The sequence below is a fragment of the Peribacillus sp. P4_B1 genome, from assembly GCF_056402395.1.
Genome location: NZ_JBFUHM010000052.1, coordinates 1 through 20,368 on the forward strand (window position 1 = coordinate 1; position 20,368 = coordinate 20,368).

The window sequence follows — 20,368 nt, forward strand, 5'->3', positions numbered from 1 at the left end:
CCTTCCCAACGAATCAACTATGAAGTTACCCAAACCATCCCTGTAGAGGGCGGGTTCTCGAAGGAGTAAAGTAAGCGCTGTATATTTTTCTTTTAGAACAAAAGGTCATTTACCGAATCTTATAACCAATTTTATCGATCAATACAAGAGCAATATGGTTAATAAAAAAGACAAGGTAAAAAAGAAATAGAGCTAGACAAATATTTTTAAAGGAGATAAAGTGATATGACAAAATATCCAGTTCGATATGTACAAACATTAAGGGGCGGAACCGCACATGTCATTCTTTTCAGCGATGGTAAAGAATATGTCGTGAAGTGGTTCGATACTAAGAAAGAAAGAGAAAAAGAAGTGGTCAATGAATACCTGATCGGCAAATTGGCAGAGCTCCTTTCACTTCCCGTTATCCCATTTGATCTTGTATATATACCGGAGGAATTTATCAAGAAAACTCCTGAATTACAATCCACTAAACACAACTATAGTTCTGGATACCAATATGGCTGTGTTTTTATTAAAAACAGTACAGTTTTCGAAAATGTTAGAGAGAATCCTCCCACTAAGACGGATGTTAAAAACCGAGATATGCTGGCCGGTATAACGGTATTCGACCAATGGGTAAATAACTCTGATCGAGGTACGATGAATGTCATTTTGGAAAATCTCAGTGATGGTGGCTATTATGTCCATATGATTGATCATGGCAGAGTTTTTCCGGGACGTTACCAATGGTCAGCTCAAACGCTGAGAGAAACACCGGTATATAACTACCATTGGCCTTTTTATAAATGGGCCTTCTCTCTTCTCGATGATCACACAGAGCTTACATCGTATATTGAAAAAATAGTGAATTTGCCGAACAAATCGATATATCAAGTGATTGAATCAATCCCAAAAGAGTGGAATGTGAGTACGAAGGATAGAGATGCTCTCTACAAGTTTCTTTTAGACCAGAAAATTAAATTGCCAGATATCGTTAATCGTATCATCCAGCATCATAGCAATCCAAAATAACGCTGGTTTTTCCCCAGAAAAAAGTAACTCCTTATTAGCTTTAAAGGAGTTACTTTTTTTATCTGTAAATCTTTCCATTCCATATAGGACTCGGGATCCATTTCTTTTAACTCTTCCAAGAACAATGGTAATAGACCCAACTTTTTAAACCTTTGAATATCGACTCTAGCCTGTTTCGATTCCTTGTATAGGAGCTATAATGATTAATTACTTTTAATTCCTCATCTTTAGTTACAATAATGTGGCGCAAATAGGCATCCATTCTGGTAAACTTTAACGCTCCATTTCTTTAAGCACAAAAAGAATTTGCCTCATCAATTTTCCGGATAGGATCCCTCAAAATTCCAAAATATTGGAATAAAGTTGACCCCTCAAGATATTCCATAATAATATAGTTTTGCCCCACCCATAAAGCCGTGGAATAGTGGATGACTCTTGTGCAATTTTCAATACATCCCCCTCTTTAATGGCATATTCTGGTTTTGCACAAATTTTCACACATTTGTCTGAAGAAATTTTTAAAACGGCCCCTTGCGACCCCTTACCATTCAGCGGAAACGAAGTTGGATTTTTTATTACATCACCTTTTTAATCCCTTCAGTAACACTGATAGATTTAAAGTCCTCCGCTTTCGTTCACTTCCTTCACATTTCCTATCATACATTTCTTTTTCTCTTTTTCTCTTTTTCTCTAAGTTTCTTGAACGGCTTATTACGAAAAGAAATACGTTCCTTTTTTTGAAAAGTCCTTCTATAATTGATGAAGAAGGAATTAAACTCACGTATGAATTTTGGTGAAAATACACACATGAATATCTTTGCAAAGTGACTTGGGCAGATTATTTTATGTAAATGATTAGAGTTTGCCATAGTCAAGCGCTAGGTCACCAGTAATTTTTACTGGTCCACCTCATAATCGGAGCACTGTCAGCAAGAACTAAGAAACAGTTATATAAAAAGGTTCATGGTATAATTAACATAGTAAAACGCTTACAGTGGCAATTCAAACTAATTGTTCAGAAAATTCATTCTATTAGGAGTCGATGAAAGTTGACGGTGGAAAATAAAATAAGTAAAGAACAAACTATTTTTAATCATATTGGAAATAAAATCAAAACGGAAGACCGAGACATTAATGTAATTGCTAGATTAGATGAACCGCTAATTGTAATATTAGGGAATGTTTTGAGTGACGAAGAATGTGACGGACTTATTTAATTGTCAAAAGACAGAATGAATCGTTCCAAAATTGGAGTTAAGCACGAAGTAAATGAGATAAGAACGAGCAGTAGTATGTTTTTTCAAGAAAATGAATATGAAATCATTACCAAAATCGAAAAAAGGATTTCAACAATCATGAATATACCCATTGAACATGGAGATGGTATTCAAATTCTTAAATATACTCCTGGGCAAGAATATAAAGCCCATTTTGATTTTTTTACATCCTCAAGTATAGCAGCAAAAAATAATAGAATTAGCACAATCATCATGTACTTAAATGATGTGGAGCATGGGGGAGAAACTTTTTTTCCTAAACTGAATTTTTCAGTGTCCCCGCGAAAGGGAATGGCTGTGTATTTCGAATACTTCTATAACGACAAAAATCTAAACGAACTAACTCTACACGCTGGAGCACCCGTTATCACTGGTGAAAAATGGGTTGCAACACAATGGATGAGAAGGAAAAAATAGTCTCCAGATGTCAGATGTTTTAAAAATGATAGATTTAATTCACTTCCTGCTCCCACATAACTGTCACCTTMAAACCTTTATATCTGTATTAATAGATGAAGAATGAAGTTCGAGAAAAAAAACAGAAAATAGACATCTTTTTTTCTCATCGWGTTCCTTAATGAACTAATACACCTATTAGTTCATAAGGGATTTTCCTGATAAAATATGGACACAAGGTGAAATCAAATAAATGACCAATAACCAAATTAAGACTTGTCCATGGACCTCCAAAACTTCGTCTTACCCCTTCTGCTATTAAATGCTTTAAGGCATCTCTAAGTATACTCCATCCAGTGAAATGTTTGTTTGGCAATCCGGATATCCAAGTTCTTATTAACTTAACTTTGCACTTCTTTTCACCATGCAGTTATGTTATGTATTTGCACACCACTTACCCAACGGGCAGTATGTAAAGGTGGAAAAGCATGAGGAACATCCGCTAGAGTTTCCACGCCCTTATACCCCAAACGTCCAAACTCTGATTATTCGTTCAAAAAGATTTTACTCAACTGTTAAGGCAATGCCCGACACAATCTATTCATGAGTATTCTACAAAGTTCCGCGAAGATCCAGCAGTATAGAAAACTCAATATAAATATTATTGCAATAACCTTTGGATCCATAGTTGTATCAACAGTAGGGCCTAGCACTGGAAAACGGAATACATACAGAATCACCATAATACCCGTAAGTAGACATATTGATGAAAAGGAAACAACCACAATTCTCCTCTTCAATTGTAAAAAGGCCACACCCATCGCAAGACCTAATAAACCTGTTGTAAATGGAAAGATAATTAGTTCACTCGGCTGAATAATAAATAAAAGGAAAATCGTAAGGGTATAAGAGAGGATTCCCTGGCGGATAGAAAAACAAGTAGCTAAAAAAATTGGTAATGTCGCCAGAAAACTAATTAGAAAGCCTATACCAGGCATAAAGCCCCCTGCTGATTGAAGCATAGTGGAAAATGTACTTAATAAGGCTGTAATAACTAACTTGGTTGCAAGTGTCATTTTTCTTACAGGAACATAGTTTGCAGCTGTCCCTATCATCAATTGATACCAATAACGAACAAACCGATTGATTAAAACCACCCCCTAAAAACAACCAATTTGTCACTTTCTATACTATTCATACCCTTTCGCTTTATGCTGTATTTCCTGTTATTAATTAATTGCAATGAGGATTGCCCCTCCATGGTTATTTAAAAAAATTAAAGTATTTGCGGAAAAAGTTTACAACTCCAATTAACTTAACGTTTACTAATCGATGGGAAATGCTAATTGCAGATGCTGAAATTTCTTCTTACTCCAAGCGGAACAAGAGTGTGTTATCTTGATCCCCATAAAAAAATGTATTTTTGGCAAGGAACAGCTACAAATTCCCGTGTTTCAAATGAGCAAGTTTGGACAGGCGCATACTCTCCCTTTGGTGTTCCTTCCTTTTTTTCATTTGGGGGAACAATGAATTCCTTAAGCTGATGGGCATGGGTGTGCAAGGTATTTTTGAACAAACTTTATTACGAAACTACAAATAGCTCTATTTTGAAATTTTCTACTTTGTCTTTATTGTCACAAATACAGTAAATATATGACAAATATTCCAGCCGTCGAATTTTATAGTTTTAATAAATCATGGAACAATTTCAAAAACAGTACCCTTGTTTAATTCAGTCGCTTTCATAGAGCCATAAACCCCTAAATATAGACTGGTTTGATCCAGATTCGTTCCCAAACTAACATAATAAGCTGATTGCGTCGAAAAGTTATAATCAGTTTCAATAACACTAAAATCGTTTAGTTTACAATCTGTACTTACCCTGGTATAAGCTAAAACCCCTCTAACCGGAGGTCGAGATTCTTCCTTCCGGGCAAGATCGGTAAACACAACGCTTCCCGTTAAATTTGGGATTCTATTCCCCATATACGGCTGCACTCCTGTAAGTGCAGTTCCTCCAAACTTATCGGGGCGAGGATCTTTATGAAAATAACTAATTAAAGGCTGTAGACGCCTCACAGAAGTTTTTACTGTGTCATTGTAATAAGCAATCGTTTTCTCATTCAAAGCCGGGTTTTCAGAACAGCCCTTTATAAACGAAGTAGGAAAAGCACCTTCCCACCCTCGCCAACCAAAGTTAATAAATCCTTCTTGGTCAGGTTTAATTCTCATTAAAGAAGCTTGAATAAGCTGAGTAACCGGTATTGGTTTATAATGAACGAATGAAAAAATTGACTCTACCATATCCTGTCCGACATTCCCCACATATTTGATATACTGATTATAAAACTTTTGAAATGAAATGCCTGTTATATTGCGAACCCCTTTTGCAATTACCGTAAGCGTTTCCTGAATAGGTGAGGGAAGTTCATTAAAACGTGTGACTACGGGTGGATCATCGATAAATGTATCCTTAACTACATCAATTTCAATTATTTTACCAGCTATCTCCATATCATCTTGACTTAAATTAAATGGATCATAGCCTGCTCCACCATCTCCAGTTGTTAAAATAAGTTTTCCGGTTTCAGGTGAAAAGTTTAAGCTATTGACACCATTATGATTAAAAAATGGTCTTCTTATGTTAAGTAATGTCCGTCGTTTTTGAGGTTGACCATTCGATTGTAAAATCCATTCTTCAACTGTATCAATATGATCATATTGAGTTTCTCTATTTATCCACTTTAGGTTTAAAGTTCTGGGATCACACGGGTTAGGCATAAAATGTTCAGTAAGGGCCCCTGGACCTTGTGTTCCAGCTACTGAATAATGAAGATAAAACAAACCGTTATAATAAAATTCTGGATGAAATGCTAGCCCTATTAATCCCCGTTCATCATATCCCCTACCTGAAACACCTTGTTCAGAACTACCTAATTTTAAGATTCGCGAGCGAATATCTAAAAAAATCCTAATAACTCCGTTTCCTATGTAAAAGATTTCTCCTAACTGAGTTGCAATAAATAAGCTTTCAATTGAGTTACCCGGAAGAATAGTTGTTTTCAAAACGGTGGGTAAATTTATCTTACTTACAATGGGTCGTAAGCTAACCTTTTCTTTTACCAACTAACTTTACACCCCTTTTTATTGTTTTCTATTATAAGAATATGATTAGGGATGCTCTATTAGTATCAAATTAGGGCCAAGGAATTGGGGAAATTTCCTTTTAATAATGGTCCGTTTTTGGTATGTTCATTTCAAATTGATTATATTACTAAACGCAGTCATAGATGTTGTTTTTTGCATTTATATTGACTGGTGTTATTAAAAGGGATTTACATTAGTTCGATTAAATAAGTTTCAATTTCCGCTTATTTCTTTTTATAAGGAGTTTTTTACTTTATGGATTTCAACGCACTTCTGGAAGTAAAAGGGAACCCACTTGAAAATATTGTGAATTAATCAAAGTAACAGGAGCTTATCTTCAATGAGATCTTCCATAATCTGAAGCTTTAATTGAATAAGAATCACAAAAATTATTAAACTTTTTTATAAAAGGATGATTCAATTGAATATAAAAAAGCGTGTTTCGATTAATTTCAAAACACACTTTTTCCATGTACTGTGGATTTGAGTCAATATTTTGGACACAAAAAGTTCTGTATTTCTAATTTTATCTTCAATGGCTTTTATATCCTAAGCTGCTGTGAATTCTTTTTCGGTTATACCAACCTTCAATAAATTGGAACATCACTAATTTAGCTGTTTGATAGTCGAGATATCGCACGTGATTGACTTTGTTTCCATTTGAAAGGATTCAATACAGGCATTATCATACGGACAGCCTTGTTGACTAAAGGATTGCTTAATAAGGTGGTTTTGGAAAAGATGAATTTAAACTCACTGCTTGTATATTGTAAGCCAAGGTCCGTATGAAGGGAACTAGCCACCAAGGGCTTTTGTGAAAAATGAGCGTTATCAAAAGATTTTAAGACCAGTTCTGTCATCATAGAACTTGAAAAGAAATACCCTACTACTACTTTCTTTGAATGAAGATCCAATACAGAAGTGGATAAGAACGATATTTTTTCTTCGTGATAGAACGAATACTGGCCTTGCTCATTAAGCGTTGAACACGTTTTAGAGAAAATCCTTTGGTTGATAAGATTTGATGTATCTGTCAAGACCATGGAACCTCTAAAATAAATACACTATAGAACAAGGATTCTTTATTAAATTCGAATTCAAACTCTTATTAGTTTTTACTTTACAGTCCTTACCTTATTCAGCATTCTTTCTTGAATTTAAACCCTAAATCATTTACCTTTGTTGCTATTTCTAAAACTATCGAAATCAGTCTTAATGTAATGAAAGACCTTTGCGTTGCCGTTATGGTCTGGATGAGTTATTTTTAATAACCCTTTATATTCGGCTAACAATTCTTTATAACTTGCCATTCTTGAAAGCCCTAATTTTTCACTATAATCATTTGATTGGGCAGTGGAGCCGTAATTGTAATCATCTCCTATGTTGGCTTTTACTTTTATCAATTCATTACGTAATTCAATATTTTCTTTTAATAAATCCTTTGTTTCATTTTGCAATTCACTTTTTTCATTCTTTAGAATGACTACTTCCTTTTTATACATATCCCTTTGCTGAATTAATATTTTTTTTGCAGTCTCATTAAGTTCCTCAATGCCTTCTATTTGCTTATCTTGGGCTTGTATTTTTAATTTTAATCGGTGTATGATTTCGTCCTTATTTTGATCTAATATATCATTTATTGCCAGCCTTGAGGATTTGTCATCGATTATGTATCCAGTGTTACTCTTTCCGTTTCCCCCGTATTTAACCTTACCTTCTCGTAACCAACGTCGAACAATTTGAATACTACTGCTTTCTGTTATTYCTGCATCCTTTAACAGGTCGAAAGCTTGGTCTGTATCATCCAGAATATATCCAGTTTTTCTTTTCCCGTTTCCTCCCTCGTATTTAATCTTTCCTTCACGCAGCCATCGTCGAACAGTTTGAATATTACTACTTTCTGTAACACCTGCATCCTTTAACAGGTCGAAAGCTTGATCTGTGTTCACAAAGTTCCCCCTTTTCATCTTATTACGCCAAGCAATGTTAAATTGAGTGATATTACCCTATTAGATGTGGCATTTTGGCGGGAAATTAATAGATATACATATAATAAAAAGGAACGATTCAAACCGACTTCAATTGAAGTGTATATATTTTCTAAACGATCAATGATATGAGTGAGTTATTCAAGACTGCTTTTTCTCGATTTTAATGCCCCTATTTAGGGTATCATGCTCATTAGGAAGAAATTATCTACTTTATTTCTTTAGCACTGCCTGTACCATCTGTAATTTGTTACATCCTATTTGGCTTGTATGTATGCTAATGTTTTAAATAATAGCATAGCTAATTCCAATACAAATAACAAACAGTTAAAGAATAGATGACAGATATCACAGAAGGATAACGAAAAGGTATCAAAATTTAAGATGGCAAAGAATAATTAATGATATCTTCCTTCATTTCCAAGACATGACACAAATGGTGGTCTTCGGTTATTAGGCAGCCTTATATTAGTTTAGTACAAACATTATTAATGAAAAGTGTGTACTGTGAGGGGTATTTTGATTTAATAAAACTCTCCTTAATTATTGTTGTGAATCCGCGTAATACTTACGGGACTCCATTGTGTGATGCTTCATTAAGAAGGGAGCTTTTAATATGCATCTAAAGTTTCATCCATGCGGTAAGGGAGATTCCATATTAAAAACCCCAATCTCTCAGTGATAACAATGAGAAATTGGGATTTGATTTTTCAACTATTGTGCCTTCTGTTGCAACTAAGATTCAAAAAACAGCTACTATAGCTTGGGGATATTTTTTTCCTAGAGAAAATCATTGATGAGCCTCTGTGTAAATTTGAAAGGTAATACCGAATTTGTCCAATACTATCCCATAAGCAGGGCTAAAAAATGCTTCCTGGAGCGGCATTTTCACTTGTCCGTCTTGCGACAAGGACTCAAAAATTCGCTTTGATTCTTCGATATCGTTAGTTGAAATACAAATCGTAACTTGATCTCCAGTTTGACTGGTTTGACCCGGAAACATATCTGAAAACATGAGGTCCGTTTCTCCAACCTTTAACATTGCGTGTGACACAAGTTCCTTTGCTTCTTCTGGTAAAGGGAATTCCGGGTTTTCTGGCATTTCTCCAAAGGTTTGATTAAAAAGGACTTTCGCATCCAATGCTTTTTCGTAAAATTGGATCGCTTCCTTCGCATTTCCGTTCATCATTAAATAGGGAGATAATCTCATGGTCATAGTTAAATAGCTCCTTTTGTTCTAATTTTTTTACACGGCATGAGTAACTTCCAAGCTTCCTTTTGAAATTGTAGTGGCAATACCCACTATACCATTATTACCCATGACTTTATTTTATAACAGAGAACGTATGTTCGTCAATAAAAATCACTCAAAACCAATTGGTTGTCCTATCTCGGTGTATGTATGCTTCAACAATTGTTGGTTTTCATTTTGAACATGTAATAATTCTCTAATACTTGATTCAACAGCAGCTGGAAGTTCCTCAAGAGCTCTCAAGCTAGTAGGTTCCTCGTCCATCTGTATATCTATGAAAGGTTCAAGAACCATTTGCATTTCTTTAACAATCAAATTATGAAGAACATATATTCATTATCCCCTGAATCAAATAAAACAAGTGTAATTAAGGAGGGGTCTTCGTATTTTTATCCTTCTGTAGGGAACGTTTGTCACCTTTTTAATGAGTATAGCTTTATAAAAATAATGGTATTTCTTAATGTGAATAGATTAGGGGGGCTTATATGAAGTATTTGTTAGTAGGTTACCGATTTTATTCAATGGGATGTAGCGCTTTATCAATTTCTTTGGATCTTAAAGGAAATTCTCGTCAGAACTACCACGTTCTTTAGCAATCAAAGTAAATACTATCGCCTCTTTTACTGCATAATCCAGGTATTCTCCACAATTGAAGACTGGTCTTTAAACTCCAAAGGTGATTGTTTGACCTTAACATAATGGATTAAGAAAGGATGTGTTTTGACAATTCAAATTTATAGTAAATTACTTATATCTGAAATGCTTCAGTTCCAGTGCATGGAGCATTTAAACAAGAAATAGAAGATTATATCGGGATTTCTAAAGAAACATCAACGAATCAAGGTGAAATGAAAAAGGCATGACCCAAGTAAATTATCGGATTCATGCCCTCAAGCTCCGCTCCTTGACTAAGTTTTTTGAATTCGTTCAGTAGAAAAGTTTTTTTTGACTTTAATACATTCGTTTCAATTTGGTAACCTTCCTTATTAACTCGCTATTTTTTCTGAATTTTTCGATTTTTTAGGGTTTGGCAGCTTAGAGTCTATAGATAGGAATCGGCTTCCATTTAATACTAGGTGAAGTGCAATAATCATAAGAACCAGGTCCAGTTCGAAACCTGTACCTTCTCCATTCCCCATAAAACCTGCTGGAAATTTCACATAAACAATTGCACCAGCCATAATGAATATAAGGAGAGCAGAAATTATTCTTGTTCCAAGACCTAAAATTAAAGCTAATCCTCCAACCAATTCAATTGTACCAACAACATAGGCCAAAAACCCTGGAATGCCCATACTTTGAAACCATCCTGAAGTGTTATCCAATCCACCTTGGAACTTTGACAAACCATGTAACAAAAATGTAATTCCCAACATTACTCTTAATAAAAAGGTACCGATTTCTTGTTTATTCATTACACATCTCCTTTTATTTATTTTACACTACAAAGTGTAGTGTAAACTTGCAAAAAAATCAAGTGAAAGTCATCCGACAATCACTATAGTCATTCCCAATAATATCACCAAAACATATATAGAAACAAAAATCGTGGTACTATCAGCCCTCAAAGGAATTGTTTTATGAGGATCAACTAATTGCTGAAGTCTATAGTTTACCGATTCATTTGAGAAGTGGACAATGACAGGAGTTGATTTATCAGAGCTAAAATGTTTAATTAACTTCAACAAAGCAGCGCTTATGCCTAAATCAGAGCCCATTTTATTAATCGCATATTCATCGGCTAATAATTCACTTATTATTTTGTAATTTTTATAACACCATTTTGTCAGTGGAACAAACCATAACGAATGCGAGATCAACTGTAAAATAAAGATTACCAGTGGATCATATCTTTTTTGGTGAAATGCTTCATGCTCCACTACCGCTTCCAGCTCGTCAAGTTCCAATAATTGAATTAAACCAGTGCTTAAAACAATGAAAGGTCGCCTGAAACCAAGCGTAAACGCAAGTGGTTGATCAGCATTAACAACTAAGATATCTTTGTTGACCTGTTTGAATGTTTCATTTATTGTCCTTGTCTTTTCAACGTTTTTGTAGGTAAAAAGCTTTTGTTTAAACTTTCTGGATAGAAGATATTGCTCTGCAATTTTGAAAAGGGTGCTCAATATACTATAGGATATTACTATATTGAGCAGTGTGATGACTACAAAGTAGTAAACTGAACCTTCCTTGAATAGACTAAAGCAAAATTTAAAAAAGTTGGCTTTAATATTTACTCCAAAAAAGATATGTACCAAAAACGCTCCCATTTGGCTCCATACTACACAAGCAATTAAAAGACTCAGGCTTATCACAAAATAAGACTTTTTCTTCCACATTATAATTTATCCTTTTTTAACGATTGAATTTTTTGTTCCAATTTTTCAATTAAACCTTGGTCAGCGTCTTTCATGGCATCAAGCATATGGCTAATGACAGTCCCGCCAAACTCATCCAGCAAATTCTCAGTCAGTTTCTTTGACTGCTCTTCTAAAAACTCGGCTTTAGACTGCACGGGCCGAAATAATGAAAGCCTTCCTTCGGACCTCTTTTCAAGAATGCCCTTTTCAACTAAACGGTTCATGACTGTCATTACAKTATTAAAGTTGATAGGCTTGTCAAGCTCCAAGGATTGCTGGACAGCTTTAATACTCTGTTCATTTTTATCCCATAAATATTCCATGATATTAGCTTCCAAGGGACCAAAGAAACGATTCAGTCCAACTTCATCATATTTAAAATTTTTAATATTCATTTTTATCACTCCCACTACGAATTGTAGTGGAAAACCTTGTTGGAATCAAGTTTCATCCGGAAGATTAGAAATGAAGTAGTATCATGAATTTCTCTATTGATTGACTTTTATTACCTTTCCAGACCCCTTTGGCCTGGACTTTCCAATTTATCAAGGTTCTCACTGTTATACTCCACTTCCTTTTTTCAGCTACAAATGTTCATCCGCTGTCAGATACATCCGAAACGGCTGTAATATTATAAAAAAAACGAGCCTATTGGAGGCTCATTTCATGAATTTATGATTAACTCCTTGTTGAAAGTCTCTCTATTTCATCAGAATTATAAAGATGAAATCCCCTTGTCGTCGTTTGGGCTGCAGCATACATTGCAGCAGCTACTTTGTTTGCTTCTATGGCACGATATGGGCGTAAAGGGCCCATAAAGAGAAATTTAGCAAATGGGCTTAGCATACTAGAAATCTTTTCACCTGCCCTAAATTCCTTTCGTTCTCCAAGAAGTAAGGAAGGACGAAAAATATGTACAGAATTCAAATCTAGGTGTTGTAGTGTTCCTTCCACATCGCCCTTAACACGGCTGTAAAAAAACTTTGATTTGGAATCGGCTCCCATGGCTGTTATGACGAGTAATTTTTCAACATTGGATGTTTTCGCCATTTTAGCTGCTTCGATTACATAATCATAATCAACTTTACGAAAAGCTTCCCTGGATTTAGCCTTCTTGATCGTTGTACCTAAACAAATGAAAACATCGGAGACGTTGAACAAATCGGCATACCTGGATAAATTTTCGAAATCCACAATATGCCCTGTGCACTTGGGCTCTGTGAATTCCGTTTCCCTTCTTGTCATAAAATGGATTTCCTTATAGATTTTGCTGCTGCTTAACTCTTTAACCAACTGGGTACCGACCACACCTGTAGCCCCTAAAATCAATGCCGTCTTTTTAGTCATGATTTCCTTCTTTCCTTCATTAGCTCCTGAATATCAACCATACCCATTTTTAACCCCAACCAAGATAGGACTAAGATAAATGATTCACTTGATTGAAATCATCAATAATCCAAGAATCGGCATCAAATCTAATCGTACTCAAACATGCATTGAACAACCGCATTTCTTTGGAAACGATTGACTCGTTTGACATCAATCGTAAAATGAAATGAATGACAGCGCCATGTGCAACAAGGATCACTTTCTTGTCAGGATATTCCTTTTGAATTTCCTGGAGCCCATTCATCAGCCTGTTTCGTAAAGAATCCTGATTTTCCTGACCGGGATATAATTTATCCGTGAATGCTGCTTCCCTTTCAGCTGCTGTCATTCCTTCAGCGACGCCAAAATTCTTTTCAGTGAATGCTATTTTTTCAATTACTGGAACTTCGATATAATTGGAAATGATTTCAGCCGTTTCCCTTGCCCTTTTTAGTGGGCTTGATATGATTACATCCCAATCCTCTTCAGACAAAAATTCACCACATTGCCGTGCCTGTATCTTTCCTAGTTCATTTAAAGGGATATCAGTCTGCCCCTGCAGTTTCCCTAGTGCATTCCAATCTGTTTGACCATGCCGCACTAAACAAATAGTAGTAATTGTCCTCAAACCCCTCTATGCAGAATCTTATTTTTTCACTTCTTCAATGATGGAGTGTCCTTCACTATGCTCGAGATCTGACCATTTCCATTTTTCATGCAAACGTATCCTTCCATCAGGCAGCATTTCAGGGGTGGAAAAACAGCTTCCTCCTCTTATTTCACCTTTTTCATTGATATGATTATACCTGAATTCAAGAGATCCATCCATATGGACAAGCCCTATTAACGTACCTTTAACAATCTCTCCACCCTGATAACTTGCTGAAAGAATTGAACCTTCTTGTGAATAGTGAAAAGATGTATTTCCTGATACTTCCCCATTTTCAGAATTGACTTTTGCTCTGAATATCCGTCCATCATAATTAATCATGTACATTCCCCCATATGAATCAGTAAGGATAATGATACCAAATTAATAAAAAAAAGGGTATTGAAAAATCTTATAAATACTTAATTCGTTCGTAATGGAAATTCCATAAAAAATACTTAATATTTCCCATTGAATTCTACTATTATAGTGTGGTTAGATTATGGAAGATGTTACATATAGTATGAACATTCCCGAGGATGAAACATCTAAATTTAACTAGAAGATATTGGTGAGGTGCTCAATTGAAAGATATACTTCTGATTTTGCTATTGCAACTTATTTATGTTCCGATATACACGCTGCGAACCATTTTCTTAGTAAAAAATATTACCATACTTGCCTCGATACTGGGTATCGCAGAAATGTTAATATACGTTTTTGGTTTATCCCTTGTATTTGGCGGTGACCAAAGCATACTCGCCATGGTTGTCTATGCAGTCGGTTTTGGAATCGGAATAATTTTTGGTACGAAAATTGAGCAAAAACTCGCCATCGGTTTTATTAATGTAACCGTTAATACCCAAACCAAAAATGAACAGTTAGTTGATACCCTAAGGAACAACGGATTTGGTGTCACTCTTTATACGGGTGAGGGCAGGGATAGCAACCGCTATCGGATGGAAATCTTGACAAAACGAAACCGGGAGCAAGAATTAATAGCAACCGTTGAAAAGTTTGAACCTAAGGCTTTCATCATTTCATATGAACCACGCTATTTTAAAGGTGGATTTTTACTGGACCGGTTGAAAAATAAAGCAAGCTGAACGAAATGCAAACGCCCATCTTTATAAAGATGGGCGTTTGCATTATTTGTTTTTGATTTTCTAATCTTGACTGCCCTGGTAACCGGTTGTTTTTTATCCACTTTAAGTATTTTTTCAATGCTTCATCATCTTTTAGCAATACAACGTTTTATATAGTCGTACAAGGCGTGCGTGAATCTGTTTATGACATGATTTACAGAGATAAGCAATTGGTAAATGGCTGCCGCTTAACTCCCTAGGAGATGGTCAGTTCAATCTCAACACTGCCACAAAGCCCACAAGTCCCTTTCATCTCATCACCCGGCAGTTAAGGCTTTACGGATTTCCCTTCTTCAACAATATGAAACATCAAATGGGCAAGATGATGGATTGGTCCATACTCTTCGTTGTCCTCATCATCTTCTGCATCTTCCACTTCATCCATGCCTTGCAAATAAAGTGCCATGAATTCATAAAAGTCATTTTTAGAAAAGGAATAACAATCACTTGGATCCTGGTTATCTTCTTCATACTGCAAAACAAGATGAGATAAATCACCCTCATCATCTTCTGCATCAAAAAAAACGAAATACCCGATATTTGTATCCAGTTCAAATAATCTGCGAAAACCGCGTGATGTTGTTTTTTCAAACTCAGCCGCCGTCAGTTTTTGCACTTGCATGCTATCTACATTATCTTCTTGATGAAAGCCCACGATAAATGTGTTCATAATCCTAACCTCCTGTTAAATATGGATAACCAATAGTATCCCCATTTAAACGAAATTATTCGATTTAGAGGTTCGTTTCCAAGACGACCGGGCAATGATCACTACCCATAACATCGCAGTGAATGTTAGCCTCCATTAAAGAATCCGCCATCCGTTTAGAAACAATGAAATAATCGATTCTCCAGCCAATATTCCGCTCTCTTACTTTACTCATATATGACCACCAAGTATAGGCACCTTCCTGGTTCGGATAAAAATGGCGGAATGTATCGATAAACCCTGCATCAAGTAATTCAGTCATCTTGCCACGTTCTTCATTAGTGAAACCCGAATTCCCAATATTAGGTTTTGGGTTTTTCAAGTCGATTTCCTGATGTGCGACATTCAGGTCACCACAAAAGATTACCGGTTTCATCAAATCCAGTTTTTTAAGATAATCAATCATCCCATCTTCCCATTCGAGACGGTAATCAAGCCTAGATAAATCCCTTTTGGCATTGGGTGTATAAACATTCACCATATAGAATTTCTCGAATTCCAGTGTTATGATCCTGCCTTCCGGCTCCTCGTCCAGCTCCCCTACACCATATTTCACGGAAAGCGGTTTTTCCTTCGTGAAAATGGCTGTTCCGGAATATCCTTTTTTCAGTGCATAATTCCAATATTGATGGTACCCTTCCAACTCAAGTGAAATCTGCCCTTCTTGTAGCTTAGTTTCTTGAAGACAAAAAATATCTGCATCCACATCTTTAAAGTAATCTAAAAATCCTTTTTTAACACAAGCCCTAATACCATTCACATTCCAGGAAACCAATTTCATATTCTCTTTAATTCTCCTTATGGCCAACTAATTTCATTACATTTCAACTATACTATTTATCTTCATTTTTTCCCATTAGAGTACATTCGAAAACAATCTGGCAAATGATTCTTTTGAACGTTCCAAGAAGCCACGATCGTTATACCTGATTGAATCTAGTTTGTCACTATCTTTCATATCTTCTTTGTAATGAGTGACAAGATCATCAATGGTACGGCTGCCCATAAGAAAGACATTGACTTCGAAATTCAGATGAAAACTCCTCATATCCATATTTGCGGTCCCTATAGAGGCCATATCACCATCTACGATAATAAGTTTTTGATGTAAAAAGCCCTTTTTATACGAGTATACCTCTACACCGAATTGAAGCAGCTCCCCGAAATAGGAGCGACTGCCATATTGGGTTAAAAACCCATCATTTACTGCCGGAACCATAAGCCTAACTTGTAACCCCTTAATGGCTGCATGTTTAATTGCTGCTTTAATGGCTTGATTAGGTACGAAGTATGGGCTTGCAATCCAGATTGATTCAGTGGCGCTAGTAATAAGCGAATAGTAAAAATCACTCATTATTCCCTGTTGTGTATCAGGTCCGCTCGCTACAACCTGGACAGCTCCATCCCCATGTACCACTTTATTCTTGAATGCTGGACGTCCTTGCAATACATCTTCGCCGCTGACATATTCCCAATCCAAAAGGAAAACGGTATGAAGCATATATACCGCTTCCCCTTTCAGGACCATGTGTGTATCTCTCCAAAAACCAATGTTTTTATTTCGTCCTAAATATTCCTCACCTACGTTTAAACCGCCTACAAAACCAATTTCACCATCAATGATGATGATTTTGCGGTGATTCCTAAAATTGAACTTTTGATTGAAAAAACCATGTTTCAATGGCGAAAATGGATAAGCTTTTATACCCGCATTTTTCATCCGCTTAACTTCATTATTTGAAAGGCTTAAACTACCCGCCGCATCAAAAATGAATAAAACTTCAACACCAACTTTTGCTTTTTCAATAAGGATATCTATAATTTCGGTACCAAGCCTGTCTGAACGAAAAATATAATATTCAATATGAATGAATTTTTCAGCCTTTTTTAACTGTTTAATGATTTCCGTAAACGTTTCGTTTCCATTTTTCAAAACATCCGTTTGCGAAGATGTACTTATAGTTGTCTCAGAAGCATTTTTGGCAAAAGCTGCGAATGATTGCTGATGATCATTCAAGAACGAAAGATCTGGCGGTGATACATGAGTGACAAGACTCTTCCATTCTTCCCGATCTCTTTTCCTTTTACTTCGAAACAAATACCCCTTTAAATAGAGCTGACCTGAAAATAGATAAAATACATATCCAAATACCGGGAAAAACAAAAGTACATACATCCATAAAAGGGTCTCGTGAGCAAATCTATTTTCCAGCATGAGTGAAAACATGGTAACAAACATGACAAAAATATATAATCCAATAAAAAATAGCTTCACGTTGAAGCTAACATGAGTGAAAAGGATCATATAAACTGCGGCAATTAAAATAAATAAAAATACAAATTCCATTCTTCTTCTTCTCATCTTTTCATTCTCCTACACAACAATATTTTATATATATCAAACATATACCCATATTTGATGGTAAAAGAAACAAAACACTTACGAAGACTTATTTTCGCAAGTGTTTTATGTATTACCTATCCAATTATCACTTCATGACAGGGATGAGACTTTCATACAGCTCAATATACTTTATGGAAGATGATGTCCAACTGAAGTCTAACTTCATTGCACTTTCGACCATCTTCCTCCATCTTTTGGGCTGGAATTTGTATAGCCCAACTGATTGTTCAATTGTATGAAGCATATCGTGTGCATTATAATTCGTAAAACTGAAACCATTCCCCTCACCAGTAAATTGATTATACGGAATGACTGTATCACGAAGTCCGCCTGTCTCCCTCACTAACGGCAGAGTACCATAACGAAGCGCCAATAGTTGGCCAATTCCACATGGTTCGAATTGGGACGGCATTAGAAATAAATCAGAACCTGCATATATGCGTCTTGCTAAACCCTCATCAAAATATGTATTTACTGAAACCTGATTTGGATATTGGTCAGCTAAATGGCGAAATGCAGATTCATATTGCTCATCACCCGTACCTAAAAGAATGAATTGAATTCCTTGGTTCATCATTTCATGAAAAACATGGAGAATAAGATCCATTCCTTTTTGATCAACAAGCCTGGTCACCATTGATATGACCGGGACACCATCATTGACTGGAAGATCCAACGATTTCTGTAACTCACGTTTATTCTCCATCTTACCCTCATAGGAATCGAATGGAACAGGAAGATGTTCATCTTCCGCAGGATTATATTCGTCATAATCCACTCCATTGATAATCCCTTTAAGGTCACCATTTCTTTTCCTTAAAAACCCATCCAGGTTTTCCCCAAAATAGGGACTCTGAATTTCTTCGGAATAACTTGGACTTACAGTTGTGACTATGTTGGAGAAAGCTAAGCCAGCTTTCAAATAACTGACATTCCCATGGAATTCAAGACCATCGATATTAAAATATAATTCACTTAAATCCAGTAATTCTGCTAAAACAGCTTTAGGATAAACTCCTTGATAGCGTAAATTATGTATTGTAAATATCGTTTTAATATCCTGATAGAAAGGATGGTTATGATAATGGGCTTTCAGCAAAGCACTGACAAGGCCCGTTTGCCAATCATGACAGTGTATGACATCCGGCTTTTTTTCTAAATAGGGTAAAACCTCTAATATTGCACGGGAAAAGAAGGCGAACCTTTCGCCATCATCAAAAAAACCATAACTCCCATGCCGTTTAAAATAATATTCATTATCTAAGAAATAATATGTAATTCCATTTGCAACAAGTTTTTCGATACCACAAAATTGCTGGCGCCAACCAACAGGAACTTCAATACTCGTCATATGTTTCATTTCCTGTTTAAATCGGTTAGGCAGATCCCCGTATTTAGGAAGGATGACACTTACATGGACTCCCTGTTTTTTTAGCGCTTTAGGGAGCGCACCTATAACGTCTCCGAGCCCTCCCGTTTTTATAAAAGGGGCGCATTCTGAAGCAGCAAATACAACATTCATTGCCGCACCTCCTCTTTTAAATGACTTCCGCTTTTTTTATTACTACTGGCTGTTTTAAACCAATAACTGATTTTTCACTAGTAATTTTCACTTCTTTATCGGTTATGATATTTTCCACGATAGCACCTTCTTCAATCACGCCTTTTTGCATGATGATGCTATTTCTTATAACCGCTCCCTTTTTTACCTTTACTCCACGGAAGAGTATACTGTTTTCGACAGTCCCTTCAATATCACACCCGTTGGCTATCAATGAATTGGTAACCTTCGAAGAACTTGAATATTTAGTCGGTGCCTCATGTTTGATTTTTGTATAAACATCCCAAGTGTCTCCGAAGAAAGAACGGATAACAGAAGGGTTCAGGAAATTCATATTACTGGAATGAAAACTTTCAATGGAATGGATGAATGGCATATCTCCAGTAAAATTGTAGCCTTTGACAGTAAAACGGTGAAGATTGGCTTTCACAGCATCTTTCAAAAAGTCATATTCTCCACTGGCAACACAGCTTTTGATCAAGTTCACCAATAAGGTTTTACTTATGATGAAGGTTTCGAGACAAACATGGTCACCAGGTCTAGGGATGGTATAAAAGCTTATGTCCGTGATGTCATCATCAGAATCTACTGAGCAGGTGTGATAGATTGGCTTTTCTATCAATTCCCCTACATAATCCTTATAAACGACCGTGATATCCGCTTTATGTTTTTTATGATAATCAAGCACTTCATTAAAATCCAATTTGCATACATGGCTTCCAGGGGAGATTATGACAGTATCTGCCTGTGCACGTTCGAAAAAGCTGAGATGATCATAGAATTGCTTCATATCCCCCGTTACTGTTTCATCCGGATGGATAGGGGGCAAGATATATAAGCCTCCTGAACGCCGATCCAAGTTCCACTCTTTACCTGAGCCAAGATGATCCATAACTGAAAGATACTTTTCTTTTGGAAAAACGGCTACTTTTGATACATCTGCATTAATGAGATTCGACATCGTAAAGTCAATTAAACGGTAGCGTCCACCAAATGGCACAGATGCTACATTACGGTGAGCAGTCAGATCTTTTAAATGTGGTCTTTCATTGATTAAGTTAATAATACCCAACACATTTTCCATAGCCATCTTCCCCT

18 protein-coding genes and 2 pseudogenes are annotated in these 20,368 nt (G+C 36.0%); 3 read left to right on the forward strand and 17 right to left on the reverse strand.

Going from position 1 to position 20,368, the window contains the following annotated elements; genetic code table 11:
* Positions 1-225 precede the first annotated feature (225 nt).
* On the forward strand, positions 226-1,014 hold the full coding sequence (locus AC1DVK_RS22000; protein ID WP_289320310.1) for a HipA family kinase: 789 nt from the start codon (positions 226-228) through the stop codon (positions 1,012-1,014).
* A 1,049-nt stretch (positions 1,015-2,063) separates the two neighbouring features.
* Positions 2,064-2,708, forward strand: a pseudogene (locus AC1DVK_RS22005) (2OG-Fe(II) oxygenase).
* 554 nt (positions 2,709-3,262) lie between these two features.
* Here the strand turns inward: AC1DVK_RS22005 and AC1DVK_RS22010 are convergent.
* The 12 genes and pseudogenes from AC1DVK_RS22010 to AC1DVK_RS22065 form a co-directional block, all read right to left on the reverse strand.
* Positions 3,263-3,835 carry a hypothetical protein gene (locus AC1DVK_RS22010; protein ID WP_061466090.1) on the reverse strand — a complete coding sequence of 191 codons (573 nt, stop codon included), beginning with the start codon at positions 3,833-3,835 and terminating at the stop codon, positions 3,263-3,265.
* Between the two features lie 547 nt (positions 3,836-4,382).
* Positions 4,383-5,813 carry a PQQ-dependent sugar dehydrogenase gene (locus tag AC1DVK_RS22015; protein ID WP_477627372.1) on the reverse strand — a complete coding sequence of 477 codons (1,431 nt, stop codon included), beginning with the start codon at positions 5,811-5,813 and terminating at the stop codon, positions 4,383-4,385.
* A 553-nt stretch (positions 5,814-6,366) separates the two neighbouring features.
* Positions 6,367-6,625: pseudogene (locus AC1DVK_RS22020) on the reverse strand (integrase core domain-containing protein); the annotation flags it as partial.
* A gap of 378 nt (positions 6,626-7,003) precedes the next feature.
* Positions 7,004-7,783 carry a hypothetical protein gene (locus AC1DVK_RS22025; protein ID WP_477627373.1) on the reverse strand — a complete coding sequence of 260 codons (780 nt, stop codon included), beginning with the start codon at positions 7,781-7,783 and terminating at the stop codon, positions 7,004-7,006.
* Positions 7,784-8,612: 829 nt separating this feature from the next.
* The gene (locus tag AC1DVK_RS22030) at positions 8,613-9,038 is read right to left on the reverse strand and encodes a VOC family protein (protein WP_410863379.1); all 426 of its coding nucleotides are present in this window, start codon (positions 9,036-9,038) and stop codon (positions 8,613-8,615) included.
* A gap of 147 nt (positions 9,039-9,185) precedes the next feature.
* Positions 9,186-9,389 (reverse strand): hypothetical protein, encoded by a 204-nt coding sequence (locus tag AC1DVK_RS22035; RefSeq protein ID WP_477627374.1) that lies wholly within the window; start codon positions 9,387-9,389, stop codon positions 9,186-9,188.
* Between the two features lie 671 nt (positions 9,390-10,060).
* A complete protein-coding gene (locus AC1DVK_RS22040) occupies positions 10,061-10,489 on the reverse strand; it encodes a DoxX family protein (protein ID WP_477627375.1) in 429 nt (142 codons plus the stop codon).
* Between the two features lie 69 nt (positions 10,490-10,558).
* Positions 10,559-11,413 (reverse strand): M56 family metallopeptidase, encoded by an 855-nt coding sequence (locus AC1DVK_RS22045; protein WP_477627376.1) that lies wholly within the window; start codon positions 11,411-11,413, stop codon positions 10,559-10,561.
* Entirely contained in the window at positions 11,413-11,829 is a 417-nt protein-coding gene (locus tag AC1DVK_RS22050) for a BlaI/MecI/CopY family transcriptional regulator (RefSeq protein WP_477627377.1), read from the reverse strand. Before AC1DVK_RS22050 ends, AC1DVK_RS22045 begins: the two co-directional genes overlap by 1 nt.
* 283 nt (positions 11,830-12,112) lie before the next feature.
* Positions 12,113-12,781, reverse strand: a complete 669-nt coding sequence (locus AC1DVK_RS22055) for an NAD(P)H-binding protein (protein WP_477627378.1) — start codon at positions 12,779-12,781, stop codon at positions 12,113-12,115.
* Positions 12,782-12,851: 70 nt separating this feature from the next.
* Complete coding sequence (locus AC1DVK_RS22060; protein WP_477627387.1) at positions 12,852-13,421, reverse strand: histidine phosphatase family protein; 570 nt, start codon at positions 13,419-13,421, stop codon at positions 12,852-12,854.
* Positions 13,422-13,448: 27 nt separating this feature from the next.
* A complete protein-coding gene (locus AC1DVK_RS22065; protein WP_475721584.1) occupies positions 13,449-13,793 on the reverse strand; it encodes an avidin-fold protein in 345 nt (114 codons plus the stop codon).
* A gap of 242 nt (positions 13,794-14,035) precedes the next feature.
* Between AC1DVK_RS22065 and AC1DVK_RS22070 the strand changes: the two genes are divergently transcribed.
* On the forward strand, positions 14,036-14,557 hold the full coding sequence (locus AC1DVK_RS22070) for a DUF2179 domain-containing protein (protein ID WP_477627379.1): 522 nt from the start codon (positions 14,036-14,038) through the stop codon (positions 14,555-14,557).
* A gap of 307 nt (positions 14,558-14,864) precedes the next feature.
* Here AC1DVK_RS22070 and AC1DVK_RS22075 read toward each other — a convergent pair whose 3' ends face one another.
* The 5 genes from AC1DVK_RS22075 to glgD all read right to left on the reverse strand — a co-directional run bounded on the left by AC1DVK_RS22075 (position 14,865) and on the right by glgD (position 20,354).
* Positions 14,865-15,266, reverse strand: coding sequence for a cytosolic protein (locus AC1DVK_RS22075; protein WP_284470640.1), 402 nt, complete (start codon positions 15,264-15,266; stop codon positions 14,865-14,867).
* A gap of 64 nt (positions 15,267-15,330) precedes the next feature.
* The gene (locus AC1DVK_RS22080; protein WP_410863372.1) at positions 15,331-16,086 is read right to left on the reverse strand and encodes an exodeoxyribonuclease III; all 756 of its coding nucleotides are present in this window, start codon (positions 16,084-16,086) and stop codon (positions 15,331-15,333) included.
* A gap of 75 nt (positions 16,087-16,161) precedes the next feature.
* The gene (gene cls, locus AC1DVK_RS22085; RefSeq protein WP_477627380.1) at positions 16,162-17,667 is read right to left on the reverse strand and encodes a cardiolipin synthase; all 1,506 of its coding nucleotides are present in this window, start codon (positions 17,665-17,667) and stop codon (positions 16,162-16,164) included.
* Between the two features lie 127 nt (positions 17,668-17,794).
* A complete protein-coding gene (gene glgA, locus AC1DVK_RS22090; protein WP_317777905.1) occupies positions 17,795-19,231 on the reverse strand; it encodes a glycogen synthase GlgA in 1,437 nt (478 codons plus the stop codon).
* A 16-nt stretch (positions 19,232-19,247) separates the two neighbouring features.
* Positions 19,248-20,354: a glucose-1-phosphate adenylyltransferase subunit GlgD gene (glgD, locus tag AC1DVK_RS22095; RefSeq protein WP_477627381.1), complete on the reverse strand. Its 1,107-nt coding sequence runs from the start codon at positions 20,352-20,354 to the stop codon at positions 19,248-19,250.
* Between the last annotated feature and the right edge of the window lie 14 nt (positions 20,355-20,368).

Coding starts and splice junctions, on each gene's coding strand:
- AC1DVK_RS22000 (WP_289320310.1), top strand. CDS start 226: ATGACAAAATATCCAGTTCGATATGTACAAACATTAAGGGGCGGAACC.
- AC1DVK_RS22030 (WP_410863379.1), bottom strand. CDS start 9,038: ATGACCATGAGATTATCTCCCTATTTAATGATGAACGGAAATGCGAAG.
- AC1DVK_RS22040 (WP_477627375.1), bottom strand. CDS start 10,489: ATGAATAAACAAGAAATCGGTACCTTTTTATTAAGAGTAATGTTGGGA.
- AC1DVK_RS22045 (WP_477627376.1), bottom strand. CDS start 11,413: ATGTGGAAGAAAAAGTCTTATTTTGTGATAAGCCTGAGTCTTTTAATT.
- AC1DVK_RS22055 (WP_477627378.1), bottom strand. CDS start 12,781: ATGACTAAAAAGACGGCATTGATTTTAGGGGCTACAGGTGTGGTCGGT.
- AC1DVK_RS22065 (WP_475721584.1), bottom strand. CDS start 13,793: ATGATTAATTATGATGGACGGATATTCAGAGCAAAAGTCAATTCTGAA.
- AC1DVK_RS22075 (WP_284470640.1), bottom strand. CDS start 15,266: ATGAACACATTTATCGTGGGCTTTCATCAAGAAGATAATGTAGATAGC.
- AC1DVK_RS22080 (WP_410863372.1), bottom strand. CDS start 16,086: ATGAAATTGGTTTCCTGGAATGTGAATGGTATTAGGGCTTGTGTTAAA.
- cls (WP_477627380.1), bottom strand. CDS start 17,667: ATGAGAAGAAGAAGAATGGAATTTGTATTTTTATTTATTTTAATTGCC.
- glgA (WP_317777905.1), bottom strand. CDS start 19,231: ATGAATGTTGTATTTGCTGCTTCAGAATGCGCCCCTTTTATAAAAACG.
- glgD (WP_477627381.1), bottom strand. CDS start 20,354: ATGGAAAATGTGTTGGGTATTATTAACTTAATCAATGAAAGACCACAT.